The sequence below is a fragment of the Microbispora sp. NPDC049633 genome (assembly GCF_040675265.1).
In the GTDB taxonomy this organism is placed as follows: Bacteria; Actinomycetota; Actinomycetes; order Streptosporangiales; family Streptosporangiaceae; genus Microbispora; species Microbispora maris.
The window spans coordinates 33,420-51,386 of the sequence record NZ_JBFAOO010000014.1 but is presented as its reverse complement, the minus strand read 5'-3'; the positions used below and the strand labels follow the sequence as shown (position 1 = coordinate 51,386).

Sequence of the window (17,967 nt, the reverse complement as noted above, 5' to 3'; positions counted from 1 at the left end):
ACGTCCGGCCCTCGGGGGATCAGGATCAGGATCAGGATCTGCTGCCGGCGAGCACCCCGGGACGGCGGTCGTGCTCCATGCCGGGCAGCACGACGACGACCGGGCACCTGGCCCGCAGCAGGCAGGCGGAGACGACCGGGTTGAGCACGGGGTAGGGCTCGGACTCGGCCTCGTGCGCCCCCAGCACGAGCAGGTCCGCGCCATCGGTCGCACGCAGCAGGACCTGCGCCGGGGGCCCTTCGACGACCACCGGCTCGACGTGGCGGTCGCCGAGTTCGGCGACGGCCCGGCCGGCGACGTCGAGCGCGATCCTGCGCTCGTCCTCCCGTGAGGTGCGGCTCGCGATCGGCGCGTAGTGGGCGTGCAGCCCGCCCGTCCACTCCCAGGCGTACACCGCCTCGACCCGCGCGCCGCGCAGCGCACCCTCCGCGGCGGCCCACCGCAGTGCGGCCTGCGACGCCATCGACCCGTTGATGCCCACCACGATCTTCGGCTGGTTCACGTTCCGCCTCGCTCTCCGCTCTAAGTCTCGCCGACCAGGGTTAACAGGATGTTGCCGCGGCGAAACGGTCAGAAGACACCGCCCACGAGCATCCCTGTACCCAGGAATACCGCCGGTACCTCCGGCCCCAGCAGGGACCGGCCCATGTTTTGGGGGGCTGGGTCGCACCTGAGAACAGGGTATCCGCGAACCTCGACGGTGCCGGTACGCGGCTTTGCCGATCCGGGGACGACCACAGGCCCGTTCGTTGCCCTGCCACAAGGACACCGTACGACCGGCCCCGGCTTTCCGGGTCCCGGCTCAGGGATCACCCTGATGCGCCCCGGACCTCCCGGCCGTACGCTTGCGGCGGAACGGGAGGGACAATGGGGAACGCGGGGCCGATCGACGAGTACGTCGCGTCGATGCGCCATGCGCTGCGGGGTCCGGGCGGGGCCAAGCGCGACCTGCTGACCGAGGCGCGCGACAGCCTGCTCGACGCGGCCGAGGCGTACGAGGACGAGGGTCTCCCCCGGGCCGAGGCCGAGCGGCTGGCGGTCGCCGACTTCGGCGCGGTGCCCGAGGTCGCGCCGGGCTTCCAGGGGGAGCTGGCGGTGAGCCAGGGCCGCCGCACCGCCGCGCTGCTGTTCCTCAGCGTGCCGCTCTCCGCGTTCTTGTGGGCGGTGATCTGGCGGATCTTCCCTCAGACTCCCGCGATGGAGCAGCTCAAACCGGAGTGGTTCGGACTGCTGGCCAGGACGGTCGACCTCCTCCAGCTCGGCGTGGGTGTGGTGGGCGGTGTCGCGCTGATCGCGCTCGGCCGGGGGGTGCGCCACATCCGCCGGCCCGCTCTCCTCACCCGGTGGCTGGGGCTGTTCGTCTGGATCCAGACGCCGCTGGTCGGGGCGATGGGCCTGACGCTGGCGGCGGCCGCGCAGGGCCCGGCGGGGTTCAGCGGTTATCTTCCCGGGCTGGCCGTGTCCGCGGTGAGCGACGCGTTCTCCGTGTGGCAGCTGTACAGCGCGGCGCACTGCCTGCGCTGCACCAGGGCGCTGTCCGCGCTCAGCTCATCGAACCTCAGCGCAGCGGATCCAGAACGCTCCCTATCGCGGTCGTGAACGACCGCCAGGCCGAACGCTCCCCCGCCAGCGCCTTGCGCCCGGCGTCGGTGAGGCGATAGGTCCGGCGTCTGCGCCCGCCGTCGGAGGCCCACTCGCCGGCGAGCAGCCCGGCCCGCTCCAGCCTGCGCAGCGCGGGGTAGACCGTGCCCGTCGGCACGTCCAGGGCGCCGCCGCTGCGCTCGCGCAGCGCCTCGATGATCGCGTAGCCGTGCAGCGGCTCCCGTTCCAGCACGGAGAGCAGCAGGGCGTCCATGTGGCCCCGGAGCGCGTCGGCGTTCACGCCCGCAGCCTATCCCGGTTACTCATGCGCCGAGTCTATATGTAGGCTGTCTATATGTAGACAGCCTACGCATGGAGAGATCTATGGACGTCGTCGGCCTCGCCCGGATGCAGTTCGCCGTGACCGGAAGCCTCCACTTCCTGTTCGTCGTGCTCACGCTCGGACTGGCCCCACTGGTGGCGATCATGCACACCCGGTTCGCCCTCGGCGGGAATCCCCTGCACGAGCGGATGACCCGCTTCTGGGGACAGATCTACGTGATCAACTACGCGCTCGGGATCGTCACCGGGCTCGTGATGGAGTTCCAGTTCGGGCTGAGCTGGAGCGGGCTCTCGCACTACGCGGGCGACGTGTTCGGCGCGCCGCTGGCGCTGGAGACGCTGCTCGCCTTCTTCCTCGAGTCCACGTTCCTCGGTCTGTGGATCTTCGGCTGGCACCGGCTGCCGCGCGGCCTCCACGTGGCGTGCATCTGGCTGGTGACGCTGACGGCGTACGCCTCGGCGCTGTTCATCATGGTCGCCAACTCCTTCCTGCAGCATCCGGCGGGCGCGGCCGAGCAGGGCGGGCGGCTCGTGCTGCGCGACTTCGGCGCGCTGTTCACCAACCCCACCCTCGTCTTCGCGCTCCCCCACGTGCTGAGCGCCGGGCTGTGGACCGGCGGGTTCGTCCTCATGGGCGCCAGCGCCTACCACCTGTTCCGGCGCACGCCCGAGCGGGAGTTCTTCACGCGTTCCCTGCGCCTCGGCGTGCTGACGGCTTTCATCGGGTCGCTGCTCACGGTCGGGTTCGGGTACGCCCAGTTCGGACCGGTCGGCGCCGTCCAGCCGGACAAGTTCCACGGGGCGGTCCCCGGCATCGCGCTCGGCCTGATGATCATGATCGGGCAGCTCGTCCAGTTCGCCGTGATGTTCGTGCTGGCGCCGCTGCTGATCCGCGACCTGCTGGCCCGCTGGCGCTGGCTGCACCCGCTCCTCATGGCCATGACCCCGCTGCCGTTCGTCGCCGCGATCGCCGGCTGGCTCGTCCGCGAGGTGGGCCGTCAGCCCTGGCTGGTGTACGGCAAGCTCTCCGTGGCCGACGCCCTCACTCCCGGGCTGACCAGGGCGGACATCACCGCCTCCTTCGTGGGCTTCGCGGGCGTGCTCGGGCTGCTCGCCCTCGTCGACTACGCCCTCATCGCCCGCGTCGTACGGCGCGGCCCGGGGCGGGTCGCGCTCGGCGCCGCCGATCTCCCCGTCACCGCGCCGCCCGTCCCCGCCCACTCGTTGTAGAGGCAGGCCCCCATGGACATCTTCTGGTTCCTGACGTTCGCCGTCCTGCTGGCCGGTTATTTCGCCCTGGAGGGCTTCGACATCGGGCTCGGCGTCCTGCTGCCCGTGCTGGGCCGCTCTCCCGCCGCCCGGGACCGCCTCGTCGGCGCGATGGCGCCGTTCGTGCTCGCCAACGAGGTGTGGCTCGTGGCGCTCGCCGGCGTGCTGTTCGGCGCGTTCCCGGTGCTGGAGGGCCAGGCGCTGAGCCGCCTGTATCCCCTCGTCGTTGCCCTGCTGCTGGCGTGGATCGTGCGCGACGCGGGGCTGTGGTTCCGCCGCAGGGCCGGCGGTGCCGCCTGGCGGCTGGTGTGGGACGGCGCGCTGTGCGCGGGCTCGGCGGGGCTGGCCCTCGCCTGGGGCGCGATCCTGGTGGCCGTCGCGCGCGGCCTGCCCGACTCGCCCCTGGACGTGCCGGGCGTCGCGGGAGGCGTGGCGCTGCTCGCGCTGCTCGCCTGGCACGGGCGCACCTTCGCGGCCTGGCGCCTGCAGGACGGCCCGCGCACGGGCGGGCGCGCGCTGCTGCTGTCGGCGTGCGCCGCCGCCTCGCCCGCGATCCTGGTCATGGCGGCCGCGGCCGCGCACATGCTCGGCAACGCCGCCCCGGATCAGACACTGACCGTGCTCAGTGTCATGGTGGTCCCGATCGCCCCGATTCTCGTGGGCGCGCAAGTATGGGTGTGGCGCACCTTCTCCAGAGGCGCGCTGCCCACGTTCTTCTGATTGGGGACCGTTGCACAAGGATCTCCTCCGGCTGGCCCGCGCCGAGCGGAGCGTCCGCCTCCATCTCGCCTGCTGCCTGGCGGCGGCGGTGGCGGCCGGGCTGCTCGTGCTCGTGCAGGCGGAGCTGCTGGCCGGGGTGCTGTCCGGCCGCTTCGCCGTCGCCGCGCTGTTCCCCCTCGCGCTCGTCGTCGCCTCCCGAGGGCTGCTCGGCTGGGCGCAGGGCGTGCTCGCGGGCCGCGCGGCCACCGCGCTGAAGTCGGCCCTGCGGCGGCTGCTCCTCGGGCGGGTGGAGGGCCTCGGGCCGGCGTACCGCTCGGGTGAGCTGGTGACGCTCGCGGGCCGGGGGCTCGACGCGCTCGACCCGTACCTGACCGGTTATCTCCCGTCGGTCGCCGTGGCCGGGGTCGTGCCGCTCGCGGTCGTCGTCCGGCTCTTCGTGGCCGACCTGGCCACCGCCGTGATCGTGGTGCTCACGCTGCCGCTGATCCCGATTTTCGGGGCGCTGGTCGGGTGGACCACCAGGGCGGTGACCGAGCGGCAGTGGCGGGCCCTGTCCCGCCTCGGCGGCCACTTCCTCGACGTGGTGCGCGGTCTGCCGACGCTGCGGGCCTTCGGCCGGGCCCGCTACCAGGCGTCGGTGATCCGCGAGGTGGCCGAGGCCCACCGCGCCGCGACCATGCGCACGCTGCGGGTGGCGTTCCTGTCGTCGCTGGTGCTCGAACTCGTGGCGTCGCTGTCGCTGGCGCTGGTGGCGGTGCCGGTGGGGCTGCGGCTGCTGTCGGGCTCGCTCGACCTCGGCACGGCGCTGCTCGTGCTGCTGCTGGCCCCGGAGGCGTACCTGCCGCTGCGTGCCATGGGCACGCGCTTCCACGCCGCCATGGAGGGCGTCGCCGCCGCCGACGAGGCGTTCGCGGTCATCGCGCCCCCCAAGGGCTCACAGGAGCCGGAGGAGGCGCGCGAGTCCCGCCGGCCGGCCCGGCCCGCCACGGCCGTGACGAGCGGGCCGCCGCGGATCCGGCTGGAGGACGTCACCGTGCGCTACCCGGGCCGGGAGGAGGCCGCGCTCGACCGGGTGTCGCTGGTCATCGAGCCGGGCGAGCGGGTGGCGATCGTGGGCCCGAGCGGCGCGGGGAAGAGCACGCTGCTGCACCTGCTGCTCGGGTTCGTGGCCCCGTCCGAGGGGCGGGTGCTGGCGGACGGGGCGGATCTGGCCGGCCTCGACCTCGACGAGTGGCGGCGGCGGCTGGCCTTCGTGCCGCAGCGCCCGCACCTGTTCGCGACCTCGGTGGCCGACAACATCGCGCTCGGCTCGGCGGCCACGCCGGAGGAGATCAGGGCCGCCGCCGAGGCGGCGCAGGTGGCGGAGTTCGCCGGCGCCCTGCCGCGGGGGTACGACACCCCGCTGGGCGAGCGCGGGGCCAACCTGTCGGCGGGCCAGCGGCAGCGGGTCGCCCTGGCCAGGGCGTTCTGCCGCCCGGCCGCCCAGGTGCTGCTGCTGGACGAGCCCACCGCGCGGCTCGACGGCAGGAGCGAGGCGGCGATCGTGGCGGCCACGCGCAGGCTGGCGGAGGGCCGTACGGCGATCATCGTCGCGCACCGGCCCGCGATGATCGACCTGGCCGACCGGGTCGTCCGCCTCGACGGCGGCGCCCTCGTCCCCGTGGTTCCGGCTCGGGGAGGTGAGGCCCGATGAGCCGCACGGGGACGGCCACGGCGTCGCCGCTGTCGGTGATCGCCGGGATGGGCCGGCGGCTCACACTCGCCGCGCTCGCCGGATCGGCGGCCGACCTCGCGGGGGTCGCGCTCATCGCGTCGGCCGCCTGGCTGATCACGCGCGCCGCCGAGCAGCCGCCCCTGGCGGCGCTGTCGGTCGCGATCGTGGCCGTGCGGGCGTTCGCCACCACCCGCGGCGTGTTCCGGTACGGCGAGCGCCTGGCCGGGCACGACGTCGCGCTGCGCGCCCAGGCGGGCACCCGCGAGCGCCTCTACCGGGCGCTGATCCCGGCGGGGCCGCTGCCGCAGCGCGGGGCCGACCTGCTCAGCCGGATGGTGGACGACACCGACGCCGTGCAGGACCTGCTCGTCCGCTGCCTGCTGCCGGCCGCCGCCGCCCTGGTCACCGGCGTCATGGCCGTCGTCATCGCGGGCTTCCTGCTGCCCGCCGCCGCGTTCGTGCTCGCCGCCGGCCTGCTCGCCGCCGGGGTGCTGCTGCCCGTAGGCACGGCCGCGGCCGCCCGGCGCTGGTCGGCGCGGATCGCCCCGGCCCGCGCCGACCTGGCCGCCCGGGTGGCCGACCTGGTCCACGGCGCGGCCGACCTCGCGGCGTACGGCGCGCGGGACCGGGCGCTGTCGGCGGCGATGGACGCCGACGGGCGGCTGTCCCGGCTGGAGCGGGGGCAGGCGCGGATCAACGCCGCCGCGCTCGGCGTCGGCATGCTGACGCAGGGGCTGACCGTCGTCGCCGTGGTCCTGGTGGCGCAGGCCGCCGATCTCGGCCGGGTCGCGACGGCCGTGGCCGCCCTGACCTCGCTGGTCGCCTTCGAGCCCGTGCTGCCCCTGGCGGCGGCGGGCGAGCGGTTCGCCGGGGTGGTCGCGGCGCTGCGCAGGCTCAGGGAGACCGCCGCCACTCCCCCGGCCGTGCGGGAGCCCGCGGATCCGGCGCCCGCGCCCGAGCCGCCGCTGACGGTCGAGGTCGAGGACCTCGTGGTGCGTCACGGCGACCGCGAGCCCGCGCTGGACGGCGTGAGCCTGACGCTGACCCCGGGCAGGCGGGTCGCGGTGGTGGGCCCGAGCGGCGCGGGGAAGAGCACGCTGCTGTCGGCGCTGATGCGGACCGTGGAGTTCGAGTCGGGCGCGATCCGGCTGAACGGCGCCGACGTGCGGCGCATGTCCTCCGACGACGTGCGGGCGCTCATGACCGGCCTCACCCAGGACCCGTACGTCTTCCAGGCCACGGTCGGGGACAACCTGCGCCTGGCCGGGCCGGAGGCGTCCGCCGAGGACGTCGAGGCGGCCGTACGGCGGGCACGACTGGACACGTGGACCGAGCGCACCGGCTGGGACACGGTGCTCGGCGAGGACGGCCGGACGGTCTCCGGCGGCCAGCTCCAGCGGCTCGCGCTGGCCCGGGCCCTGCTGTACGACCCGCCCGTCCTGCTGCTGGACGAGCCGGCCGAGGCCCTCGACGAGGAGACGGCCGACCTGCTGATGGCCGACCTGCTGGACGCCACCCGGGGCCGCACGACGCTGCTGGTCACCCACCGGCTGCACGGCCTGGAGCAGGTCGACGAGATCGTCGTGCTGGAGGGGGGCAGGGTCACCCAGCGCGGCACCCATGCCGGCCTCGTCGCCGTGCCGGGTTACTACCGGGACCTGTGGGAGTCGGAGGAGCTCACCCGCCACCGCGTATGAACACGCGTATGAACACGCCCCCGGACGCGAATCGCCGGCGAGCCGTCCCCCCGGAGGCTCGCCGGCGACGATCGTGCGCCGTCAGCTCGTGGCCGACTGCTCCGCGAGCGCGGTGGTGATGGTGCTCTCCTTGCCGTCGCGGGTGAAGGTGACGGTCACCTTGTCGCCCGGACGGGCGCTGCGGATGGTGCCGACCAGCGTCTCCGCGCTGTCCACCAGCTTGTCGTTGATCTTGGTGATCAGGTCGCCCTCCTTGAGGCCGGCCTTCTCTGCCGGGCTGCCGGCCGTGATCGACCTGACCACCGCGCCGGACGCGCCGCCGACCGCGTCGGCCACGCTCACGCCGAAGAACGCGTGGGTCGCCTTGCCCGTCGTGATGAGCTGGTCGGCGACGAGCTTCGCGGTGTTGATGGGGATCGCGAAGCCGACGCCGATGTTGCCGGAGCCGGAGCCGGCGGTGGCGATCGCGGTGTTGATGCCGACGACCTGCCCGGAGGCGTTGACCAGCGCGCCGCCGGAGTTGCCGGGGTTGATCGCGGCGTCGGTCTGGATCACGCCCCCGATCGTGACGGCCTGGCTCTGCTGCGGCTGCTGCTGCTCCATCCCCCAGGGGAACTGGGGCTGCTGCTCTTCGGGGCCCTCGGTGAGCGTGCGGTCGAGGGCGCTCACGATGCCGGAGGTGACCGATCCCGCCAGGCCGAGCGGGCTGCCGATGGCGAGGACCGCGTCGCCGACCTGGAGCTTGTCGCTGTCACCGAGCGAGGCGGGGGTCAGGCCGGACACGCCCTGCGCCTGGATGACCGCGAGGTCCGTGGTGGGGTCGGTGCCCTTGACGACGGCACTGGCGGTCCTGCCGTCGCTGAACTTCACGGTGACCGTGCCGCCGCCCGCGCCGCCCATGCTCACCACGTGGTTGTTCGTCAGGATCAGACCGTCGGCCGACAGGATGACACCGGACCCCTCGCCGCCGGCCGTGGCGGACTTCACCTCGATCGACACCACCGACGGCATGATCGCCTTGGCCACCGCGGCGATCGTGGTGCCCGAGGAGTTGGACACCCCCCTGACCACCGGGCTCGCGATCACCGTCTGCCCGCCGTTCACGCTGTTCGCGACGAGGGCCCCGGTGACCCCGCCGCCAAGCGCCACGGCCACGAGGGCGAGGCCCGCGCCCGCCTTCTGGCGCGCGGTCAGCGTGCCCTTCCGCGCCGGAGGCGGCGGAAACTGCGCCGTGTCATAAGGACTGTTCCCATAGGCGCCGTACGACTGGTACGCACCCGTGTACTGCCCGTGCCTCGGCGGGGTGCTGCCGAACTGGCTCCAGCCGTGACCGGGGAGTACCTCGGTGTTCTCGTTGCCGGGAACGTGCTCAGGTGAGCTCATCGCCATCCCCCTCAATGGATTCGCCGGTGATCCCGGCTCTCCGCCGGTACAGGTAATACGATGGCGCATCGGCGATAAGGTCACGCTAAGCGATCAGCGGCGGGGTCCCCGGGCGCCCTACGCGTACTTTATGTCAGCCCGTCCGAGGCCAGTACTCGTCCCTGAGCAGGCGCTTGTACAGCTTTCCCGTGGGGTGGCGCGGCAGCTCGTCACGGAAGTCCACCGATCTCGGGCACTTGTAGTGGGCCAGGCGGTCCCGGCAGTAGGCGATCAGCTCGGCCTCCAGCGCGGGACCGGCGTCGGCCGGGTCGGCCGGCTGAACGACGGCCTTCACCTGCTCGCCCATTTCGGGGTCCGGCACCCCGAAGACGGCCACGTCGGCCACCTTGGGGTGCATCGCCAGCACGTTCTCGGCCTCCTGCGGGTAGATGTTCACCCCACCCGAGATGATCATGTAGGAGCGCCGGTCGGTGAGATAGAGGAACCCGTCCTCGTCCAGGTAGCCGATGTCCCCCAGCGTGGTCCAGCCGCGGCCCTTGGGGTCCTGCACCGACGCGGTCTTCAGCGGGTCGCCGTGATACTCGAACTTCGGCCCGTCGGAGAAGTAGACGGTGCCGTGCTCGCCGGGCGGCAGCTCGTCGCCCTCCTCGTCGCACACGTGGGCCACCCCCAGCAGCGGCCTGCCCACCGTGCCCTTGTGGGCGAGCCAGTCCTCCGGCCCGGCGTACAGGAAGCAGTTGCCCTCCGTGCCCGCGTAGTACTCGTGCACGATCGGCCCCCACCACGCCATCATCCGCTCCTTGACCTCCACGGGGCAGGGCGCGGCGGCGTGGATGGCGCAGCGCAGCGACGACAGGTCGTACCGCCCGCGCACCTCCTCGGGCAGCTTGAGCATCTTGACGAACATCGTCGGGACCCACTGCGCGTGGGTGACACGGTGCCGCTCGACGAGCGCCAGCGCCTCCTCGGGGTCGAACCGCTCCATCACCACCACGGTCGCGCCCAGGCGCTGGAAGGACATGCTGTAGCGCAGCGGAGCGGCGTGGTAGAGCGGCGCGGGCGACAGATACACGCTGTCGGCCGACGGCGCGAACAGGAACCGGATGAGCTGCACGAGGGCGCCGGGAGTCTCCAGCGGCGCCCGGCCGAGCGGCGGCTTGACCCCCTTGGGACGTCCCGTGGTGCCCGAGGAGTAGAGCATGTCGGCGCCCAGGCACTCGTCGTCGACCGGCGTCGCGGGCTGCCCCGCCACCGCCTCCTCGTAAGACGTGAAACCCGGGGCGACGCCGTCGAGCATGAGCCGCAGCTCGACCCCGGGCGTGGCGTCGGTGACGGCGCTCGCCACGCCGGCGAGCTGGGCCGAGGAGATGAAGACGCGCGCCCCGCAGTTGTCCACGATGTACGCCAGCTCGTCGGGCCGCAGACGGGAGCTGATCGCCGTGTAGTATAGGCCCGAGCGGTGGGCCGCCCAGGCGATGACGAGGAAGAGCGGATGGTTCTCCAGCATGAAGGCGATGTGGTCGCCGGGCTTCAGGCCCGCGGCCCGCAACAGATGAGCGAGCCGGTTGGACTCCTCGTCGAGCTCGCGGAAGGTGACCACGCGGCCGGAGCCCGCCATGATCACCGCCGGCTTGTCCGGCGTCACCGCCGCGATCGCCCCAGGGTGCATGACCGAACGGTACTCGGTTTGCCCTCGATCTGGTAGAAGAAGATTCCGGATGCGTCCGCTCAGATCTCCAGCGCCCGGTAGGGGTCGCGCAACGGCCTGGCCCGCTCGGCGAACGCCGCCTTGATCTCCGTCATCTTCGGCCCCGGCGCGTAGAAGCGGCCCTTCGTCTCGCCGTACGGCTGGAGCCACCCGGTGGCCGCGTCAAAAGCATGGACGAATCATCCGGTCAAGCGACCGGATGATTCGTCCATATATGTACGCTCAGGAGGCGCGTCAGGAGGCGGGGATGACCGAGCCCTTGAACGTGTCCTCGATGTACTTCTTCACCTCGGGGCCGGTCAGCAGCTCGACGAGCGTCTTCACCCGCGGGTCGCTCTCGCGCCCCTGGGCGACCACCAGGCCGTTGGCGTACGGGTTGCCCTCGGCCTTCTCCAGCACCAGCGCGTCGGAGGACGGGTTGAGGCTCGCCTCCAGCGCGTAGTTGCCGTTGATCACGGCGGCGTCCACGTCGTCGAGCGAGCGCGGCAGCTGCGCGGCCTCCAGCGGGCGGAAGGTCAGGTTCTTCGGATTGCCGGTCACGTCGCGCTCGGTCGCGGCGGTGCCCACGCCGTCCTTCAGCGTGACCACGCCGTTGTCGGCGAGCAGCTTGAGCGCCCGGCCGAGGTTGGTGGCGTCGTTGGGCACGGCGACCGTGCCGTCCTGCGGCAGCGACGCGAGGTCCTTGACCTTCTTGGAGTACAGGCCGAGCGGCTCGAGGTGCACCGGAGCGACGAAGCTCAGCTTGGTGCCCTTGGAGGCGTTGAAGTCGTCCAGGTAGGGCTTGTGCTGGAAGTAGTTGGCGTCGAGCTGACCGTCCTGGAGCTGCAGGTTGGGCTGCACGTAGTCGCTGAACTCGACGATCTCCAGCTTCAGCCCCTTCGCGGCGGCCAGGTTGTCGGCCACGTACTTGATGATCTGCGCGTGCGGCACCGGGCTCACGCCGACCTTGAGCGGGGCCTGCGCCGCCGCCGTGCCGGACGTGGAAGTGGTCGCGGTGTCCGGGGACGAGGACCCGCAGGCGGACAACACGAGCGCGGCCACGGCGGCGATGACGAGGCCGAGCGTTCTACGCATGAGAAAGGACTCCTTATCGGTTAACGGTGGGAAAGTCGACGGGCGACGGCGTCGCCCACGGTCTGCGCGAGCTGCACCACGACCACCAGGACGACCACGGTGACGACCATGAGCGTGGTCTCGAAGCGCTGGTAGCCGTAGCGGACGGCGAGGTCGCCGAGGCCGCCGCCGCCGATCACCCCGGCCATCGCGGAGTAGGAGATGAGCGTGACCACGGTGACGGTCAGCCCGGCGACCAGGCCGGGCAGCGCCTCGGGCAGCAGGACGCGTGTCACGATCGTCACCCGGCCCGCCCCCATCGCCTCGGCCGCCTGCACGACGTCTCGGCCGACCTCGCGCAGCGCGGTCTCGACCAGCCGGGCGAAGAAGGGCACCGCGCCGATCGTGAGAGGGACCACCGCGGCCGCGGTGCCGATCGTGGTGCCGGTGAGCACGCGGGTCACCGGGATGACCGCGATCATGAGGACGATGAAGGGCAGTGACCGTCCGACGTTGACGACCAGCCCGAGCACGCGCCGCACGACGGGCGCCGGGAACAGCCCGCCCCGGTCCGTCCCGGCGAGGCAGACGCCGAGCGGGAGCCCGAAGAGCACGGTGAACAGCGTGGACCAGCCCACCATCACCGCGGTCTGCCCGGTGGCCTCCCACAGCAGGGGGCTCATCTCCGACCAGGTCATCGGTCCTCCTCCGGCAGCAGGCCGCGCTCGCGCAGGTGGGTGAGGGCGTCCGCCGCACCGGCCCCGGTGATCCGCAGCCGCAGCCGGCCCGCCGGGGCCCCCGCCACCTGCTCGACCGCGCCGCCCACCACGGCGACGTCCACGTCGTACGCGCGCGAAAGACGCGACAGCAGGGTCTCGTCCGCGGCCAGGGCGACCGTCACGGTGCCGGGTTCGGCGGGCGGCAGCGGGAACAGCTCGGCGGCCAGGCGTGATCCGGGCGTGGCGAGCAGGTCGGGGATGCGGCCCGCCTCGGTGATCCGCCCGTCGCTCATGATCGCCGCCGAGTCGCAGACGGCCTTGATGACGTCCATCTCGTGGGTGATGAGCAGGATGGTCAGCCCGAGCTCCCGGTTGAGCCGCCGGAGCAGGGCCAGGATCGACTGGGTCGTGGCGGGGTCGAGCGCGGAGGTGGCCTCGTCCGACAGCAGCACCGACGGCTCGGCGGCCAGGGCCCGCGCGATGCCGACCCGCTGCTTCTGGCCGCCGGACAGCTGCGCGGGATAGGCCCCGGCGCGGTCGGCCAGGCCCACGAGGTCGAGCATCTCCGCGACGCGCCGGGCCCGGGCGGCCCTGCCGACGCCCATGACCTCCAGCGGGAAGGCCACGTTGCCCGCCACCGTGCGCGACGACAGCAGCGCGAAGTGCTGGTGGATCATGCCGATGCGCTGCCGGGCGCGGCGCAGGTCGGCCGCGCCGAGGGCGGTCAGCTCGCGCCCGTCGACGGTCACCGTGCCCTCGTCCGGACGTTCGAGCAGGTTGACGCAGCGCAGCAGCGTGCTCTTGCCGGCGCCGCTGCGCCCGAGCACGCCGAAGACCTCGCCCTTGCCGACGTGGAGGTCGACGCCGTCGAGCGCGACGACGTCGCCGTAGGCCTTGCGCAGGCCGGCGACCGTGATCACTGGCTGTCCTTCGAAGACGTGATCCGGCGCAGGATCAGATCGGGCAGCGGGGAGAGCGTCATCGTCGAGTGCCTTCGTTGGGAGGGGTGGGGAGAGCGGGCTTCAGGCCGCGGGACACCCTCGCCCAGGCGGGTCGACCAGGTTCGATACGCTCACGAACGGCTGCAACGGGAGTGAGTCACCCCTTATTCCCTACCGGTAATGTGTCCTCGATCACAGAGGCCCGCGCCTCCGGGACGGAGACGCGGGCCGGGTGCGGGAAAGGGTCAGGCGACCGCCTGCCGGGCGACCGTCGCCGGGGTGAGGGCCAGGTCGAGGACCTCGCGGACGTCGCTCACCGCGTGGACGGTGAGATCGGCCAGCACCTCGGCCGGGACGTCGTCCAGGTCGGGCTCGTTGCGGGCCGGGATGAGCACGGTCGTGACCCCCGCCCGGTGGGCGGCGAGCAGCTTCTGCTTCACCCCGCCGATCGGCAGCACCCGCCCGGTGAGGGAGACCTCCCCGGTCATCGCCACGTCGGCGCGGACCGGCCGGCCCGACAGCAGCGAGGCCAGGGCCGTGGTCATCGTGACACCGGCCGACGGGCCGTCCTTGGGCACGGCGCCCGCGGGGACGTGGATGTGCACCGACCTGTCCTTGAGCGAGCCGACCGGAAGCTCCAGCTCCGCGCCCCGCGACCGCAGGAAGGACAGCGCGATCTGGGCCGACTCCTTCATCACGTCGCCGAGCTGGCCGGTCAGGGTCACGCCGGTCGCCCCGGTCTCCGGGTCGGCCAGCGACGCCTCGACGTAGAGGACGTCGCCGCCCGCGCCGGTCACCGCGAGGCCGGTCGCCACGCCCGGCACCGCCGTACGCTGGCGCGCCTCCGGCAGGGACGACTCGGGCACGTGACGCGGCCGGCCCAGGTAGGAGACGAGGTCGTCCGCCGTCACCGTCACCGGGAGCCCGGCCTCGCCGAGGGCGACGTTCGCCGTCACCTTGCGCAGGATCCGGGCGATCGAGCGCTCGAGGGAGCGGACGCCGGCCTCTCGGGTGTACTCGCCCGCCAGGCGGCGCAGCGCCGCCTCCTCCACCGTCACGTCGTCGGCGGTGAGACCGGCCTTCTCCAGGTTGCGCGGGAGGAGGTGGTCGCGGGCGATGGCGACCTTCTCGTCCTCGGTGTAGCCGTCGAGCGTGACGATCTCCATGCGGTCCAGCAGCGGCCCGGGCACCTGCTCGAGCACGTTGGCCGTGGCGAGGAACAGCACGTCGCTCAGGTCGAGCTCGACCTCCAGGTAGTGGTCGCGGAACGTGTGGTTCTGCGCCGGGTCGAGCACCTCGAGCAGCGCCGCCGTCGGGTCGCCCCGGTAGTCGGCGCCGACCTTGTCGATCTCGTCGAGCAGCACGACCGGGTTCATCGAGCCCGCCTCGCGGATCGCCCGGACGACGCGGCCGGGCAGCGCGCCCACGTAGGTGCGCCGGTGGCCGCGGATCTCCGCCTCGTCGCGGACGCCGCCGAGGGCGACCCGGACGAACTTCCGGCCCATGGCGCGGGCGACCGACTCGCCGAGCGAGGTCTTGCCGACCCCGGGAGGCCCGGCCAGCGCGAGCACGGCGCCGCTGCGGCGGCCGCCGACCACGCCGAGGCCCTGGTCGGCCCTGCGCTTGCGGACCGCGAGGTACTCCACGATGCGGTCCTTCACGTCGTCCAGGCCGGTGTGGTCGGCGTCGAGCACCGCGCGGGCTCCGGCGATGTCGTAGGAGTCGGTCGTGTGGACGTTCCACGGCATGTCGAGCACGGTGTCGAGCCAGGTGCGGATCCAGCCGCTCTCGGGCGACTGGTCCGAGGCCCGCTCCAGCTTGCCGACCTCCTTGAGCGCGGCCTCCCTGACCTTCTCCGGCAGGTCGGCGGCCTCGATGCGGGCGCGGTAGTCCTCCTCCTCGTCCGAGGGGTCGCCGTTGAGCTCGGAGAGCTCCTTGCGGACCGCCGCGAGCTGCTGGCGGAGCAGGAACTCGCGCTGCTGCTTCTCCATGCCCTCCTGGACGTCCTTGCGGATGGTCTCGGCGACGTCCATCTCCGCGAGGTGGTCACGGGCCCAGCCGACCAGCTTGTCGAGACGCTCGGCCGGGTCGTCGATCTCCAGCAGCAGCAGCTTCTGCTGGATGGTGAGCCAGGGCGCGTACCCCGAGCTGTCGGCGAGGTCCGCGGGGTCCTTGATCTGGTTGACGGCGTCGACGACCTGCCACGCGCCCCGCTTCTGCAGGATGGTGGTGGTCAGGGCCTTGTACTCCTTGGCGAGCTCCTCGGCCCTGGGCCCGGCGGCGACCGGCTCCAGGACGGTCGCCTCGACCCACAGGGCCGCGCCGGGTCCGGTGGTGCCGGTGCCGACGCGCATGCGGTCGACGCCCCGGACGACGGCGGCGGGCTCCCCGCCCGGCAGCCTGCCGACCTGTTCCACGACCGCGCTCACCCCCACCGGCCCGTAGCGGCCGTCTATGCGGGGCACCAGCAGGACCGTGCTCGCGCCATTGGCGCGGGCGGCGTCGATGGCCGCGCGGACCTCGGAGTCCGACAGATCGAGCGGCACGACCATGCCGGGCAGGACGACCTCGTCGTCGAGCGGGAGGACGGGAAGGATCTGGGACATCAGCACTCCAGTAGGTTGAGTTATGTCGGCTCAACTAACAGGAGTCCGATCCTGTTCCCTGTTCTGCGCCAGTTCGCTGTGAGCGATCGTAATTGTGTAATCCCCTGCCATGACGCGCTCGCCCTCCCCCTGGCGCATGATGGCGTCCATGACATCCGGACATATTCGGCTTCGCTCGACCTCAGGCCGATGGGTGCTGCTGACCACCGTCCTCGGGTCGGGCATGGCCACGCTCGACGGCACCGTGGTCAACGTGGCCCTTCCCGCTCTCGGACGCGACCTGCACGCCGGGATGTCCGGCCTCCAGTGGACCGTGAACGCGTACACGCTCACCATGGCCGCGCTGATCCTGCTGGGCGGGTCGCTGGGCGACCGGCTCGGCAGGCGGAAGGTCTTCGTCGCCGGGGTGGTGTGGTTCGCCCTGGCCTCCGCCCTGTGCGGGGCCGCGCCGAACACGCCCGTGCTCGTGCTCGCCCGTGCGCTCCAGGGCGTCGGCGCGGCCCTGCTGATCCCCGGGTCCCTGGCGATCATCCAGGCGAGCTACGCGCCGGACGACCGGTCCCGCGCCGTCGGCGCCTGGTCGGGGCTGGGCGGCGTGGCCGCCGCGCTCGGGCCGCTGCTCGGCGGCTGGCTCGTGGAGACGGCCGGCTGGCGGTGGGTGTTCCTGCTCAACCTGCCGCTCGCGGCCGTCGTGGCCGGCGTCGCCGCCCGGCACGTGCCCGAGACCCGGGACGCCGGGCCGCACGGCCGCTTCGACGTGCTCGGCACCGTTCTCGCCGCCCCGGCGCTGGCCGGGCTGACGTACGGCCTGATCCTCGCGGGCGACGGCCTGGTGCCGCTGGCCGCCGGGCTCGTCCTGAGCGTCTGCTTCGTGGTGGTGGAGATCCGGCGCTCCCCCCGGTCCCTCGTCCCCGTGGGGGTCTTCGCCTCGCGGGAGTTCACCGCCGTCAACGTCGTCACGCTGGTCATGTACGCGGCGATGGGTCTGGTGTTCTTCCTGCTGGTCGTCCAGCTTCAGGTGTCCGCCGGCTTCTCTCCCATCGCCGCCGGGTCGGCGATGCTCCCGGTCACGGTCCTCATGCTGCTGCTGTCGCCCCGGGCCGGCGAGCTGGCGGGCAAGGTGGGCCCGCGCCCGCTCATGACGGGCGGCATCCTGCTGTGCGCGGCCGGGTTGCTGCTGATGAGCCGCATCGCCCCGGGCTCGTCCTATCTCGCCGACGTGATGCCCGCGGCGGTCGTGTTCGGGCTCGGCCTGTCCGCCGCCGTCGCCCCGCTCACCGCGACCGTGCTCGCCACGGCGGAGGAGCGGTACGCGGGCGTCGCGAGCGGGATCAACAACGCCCTGGCCAGGACGGGCGGCCTCCTGGCCGTCGCCGCCGTCCCGCCGCTGGTGGGGCTGACGGGAGACGCCTACGACTCCCCGGCGGCGTTCACCCTGGGGTTCCACACGTCGATGCTGGCCGGCGCGGCCATGATGGCCGCCGCCGCGGTCGTCACGTTCCTCACGATCAGGACGAACGTCCTCGCGGCCGCGCCCGAACCGCCCGCCCCCGGCTGCCCAGTCGACGCACCACCCCTCGGACCCCGCCCTCCGGCGAGTCCGGGCGCCTGACGCGGGAGGTTCACGCGCCCGCGAGCTCAGCCCAGCAGCGTCTTGAGGTCCTCGCGCAGGGCGGCGGCGTCGCGGAAGTGGACGGCGGCGAGCCCGGCCCGCTCGGCCGCCGCGACGTTCTCCAGCCGGTCGTCCACGAAGACGAGGTCTCCGGGTGCGACCCCGAGCCAGGCCACGGTCTCGTGGAAGATCTCCGGCTCCGGCTTCACCAGGCCCATCCTGCCGCTGTAGAAACGCGGGCCGATCGGCCGCATGAACGGCAGCCCGTCGATGCCCTCGGCGACGCAGACCGGCATGTTGGACAGCAGCGCCATGGGCACCCCGACCCCGGCCAGCTCGTCGATGATCGCCACGGTCTCCTCGTTGGGCCGCGACCAGCTCGCGACGTCGAGGGCGACGACCTCCGCCAGGTCCGCACCGGCCATCGGCCTGCCGTACACGTGGGACCAGTACGCGGCGGGGTCGAGCGAACCCCGGTCGAAGTCGAGCCGCACCTCCCAGTAGCGGTCCTCGAACCCCGGATCACCTCCCGCCATGCGCGCGACGTCCTCGGGGGCCTGGGGAAGCGACACGACGTTGCCGTAGTCGAAAAGCACAGTCTTCATGGTCGTACGATCATAGC

Annotated in this window: 15 protein-coding genes; 6 read left to right on the top strand and 9 right to left on the bottom strand. The window is 72.9% G+C overall.

Annotated elements, in window-relative coordinates:
- Nucleotides 1-31: 31 nt before the first annotated feature.
- Nucleotides 32-502: a universal stress protein gene (locus tag AB0J39_RS06310; RefSeq protein WP_363462375.1), complete on the bottom strand. Its 471-nt coding sequence runs from the start codon at nt 500-502 to the stop codon at nt 32-34.
- A gap of 365 nt (nt 503-867) precedes the next feature.
- Here AB0J39_RS06310 and AB0J39_RS06305 point away from each other — a divergent pair, with 365 nt between their 5' ends.
- Entirely contained in the window at nt 868-1,599 is a 732-nt protein-coding gene (locus AB0J39_RS06305; RefSeq protein ID WP_363462374.1) for a permease prefix domain 1-containing protein, read from the top strand.
- Here the strand turns inward: AB0J39_RS06305 and AB0J39_RS06300 are convergent.
- The gene (locus tag AB0J39_RS06300; protein WP_363462373.1) at nt 1,559-1,882 is read right to left on the bottom strand and encodes a helix-turn-helix transcriptional regulator; all 324 of its coding nucleotides are present in this window, start codon (nt 1,880-1,882) and stop codon (nt 1,559-1,561) included. The genes AB0J39_RS06305 and AB0J39_RS06300 overlap by 41 nt on opposite strands.
- An 83-nt stretch (nt 1,883-1,965) precedes the next feature.
- Here AB0J39_RS06300 and AB0J39_RS06295 point away from each other — a divergent pair, with 83 nt between their 5' ends.
- The 4 genes from AB0J39_RS06295 to cydC are packed head-to-tail and all read left to right on the top strand — an operon-like array spanning nt 1,966 to nt 7,323.
- A complete protein-coding gene (locus AB0J39_RS06295) occupies nt 1,966-3,153 on the top strand; it encodes a cytochrome ubiquinol oxidase subunit I (RefSeq protein ID WP_363462372.1) in 1,188 nt (395 codons plus the stop codon).
- Nucleotides 3,154-3,165: 12 nt separating this feature from the next.
- Nucleotides 3,166-3,912 carry a cytochrome d ubiquinol oxidase subunit II gene (locus tag AB0J39_RS06290; protein ID WP_363462371.1) on the top strand — a complete coding sequence of 249 codons (747 nt, stop codon included), beginning with the start codon at nt 3,166-3,168 and terminating at the stop codon, nt 3,910-3,912.
- Nucleotides 3,913-3,922: 10 nt separating this feature from the next.
- Nucleotides 3,923-5,605: a thiol reductant ABC exporter subunit CydD gene (gene cydD / locus AB0J39_RS06285; RefSeq protein WP_363462370.1), complete on the top strand. Its 1,683-nt coding sequence runs from the start codon at nt 3,923-3,925 to the stop codon at nt 5,603-5,605.
- Complete coding sequence (gene cydC, locus AB0J39_RS06280; protein WP_363462369.1) at nt 5,602-7,323, top strand: thiol reductant ABC exporter subunit CydC; 1,722 nt, start codon at nt 5,602-5,604, stop codon at nt 7,321-7,323. Before cydD ends, cydC begins: the two co-directional genes overlap by 4 nt.
- Before the next feature lie 81 nt (nt 7,324-7,404).
- Here the strand turns inward: cydC and AB0J39_RS06275 are convergent, their stop codons facing one another.
- The 6 genes from AB0J39_RS06275 to lon all read right to left on the bottom strand — a co-directional run bounded on the left by AB0J39_RS06275 (nt 7,405) and on the right by lon (nt 15,733).
- Entirely contained in the window at nt 7,405-8,706 is a 1,302-nt protein-coding gene (locus AB0J39_RS06275) for a trypsin-like peptidase domain-containing protein (protein ID WP_363462368.1), read from the bottom strand.
- A gap of 133 nt (nt 8,707-8,839) precedes the next feature.
- A complete protein-coding gene (locus AB0J39_RS06270; RefSeq protein WP_363462367.1) occupies nt 8,840-10,375 on the bottom strand; it encodes an acyl-CoA synthetase in 1,536 nt (511 codons plus the stop codon).
- 273 nt (nt 10,376-10,648) lie between these two features.
- A complete protein-coding gene (locus AB0J39_RS06265) occupies nt 10,649-11,488 on the bottom strand; it encodes a MetQ/NlpA family ABC transporter substrate-binding protein (protein WP_363462366.1) in 840 nt (279 codons plus the stop codon).
- A 20-nt stretch (nt 11,489-11,508) separates the two neighbouring features.
- Nucleotides 11,509-12,165 (bottom strand): methionine ABC transporter permease, encoded by a 657-nt coding sequence (locus tag AB0J39_RS06260; protein ID WP_363462365.1) that lies wholly within the window; start codon nt 12,163-12,165, stop codon nt 11,509-11,511.
- Entirely contained in the window at nt 12,162-13,106 is a 945-nt protein-coding gene (locus AB0J39_RS06255) for an ATP-binding cassette domain-containing protein (RefSeq protein ID WP_363462364.1), read from the bottom strand. The genes AB0J39_RS06260 and AB0J39_RS06255 overlap by 4 nt, the downstream gene beginning before the upstream one ends.
- A gap of 266 nt (nt 13,107-13,372) precedes the next feature.
- Entirely contained in the window at nt 13,373-15,733 is a 2,361-nt protein-coding gene (lon, locus tag AB0J39_RS06250; RefSeq protein ID WP_363462363.1) for an endopeptidase La, read from the bottom strand.
- 193 nt (nt 15,734-15,926) lie between these two features.
- Here lon and AB0J39_RS06245 point away from each other — a divergent pair, with 193 nt between their 5' ends.
- Nucleotides 15,927-17,345, top strand: coding sequence for an MFS transporter (locus AB0J39_RS06245; protein ID WP_363462362.1), 1,419 nt, complete (start codon nt 15,927-15,929; stop codon nt 17,343-17,345).
- Nucleotides 17,346-17,371: 26 nt separating this feature from the next.
- Here the strand turns inward: AB0J39_RS06245 and AB0J39_RS06240 are convergent, their stop codons facing one another.
- Nucleotides 17,372-17,950, bottom strand: a complete 579-nt coding sequence (locus tag AB0J39_RS06240) for an HAD-IA family hydrolase (protein WP_363462361.1) — start codon at nt 17,948-17,950, stop codon at nt 17,372-17,374.
- Between the last annotated feature and the right edge of the window lie 17 nt (nt 17,951-17,967).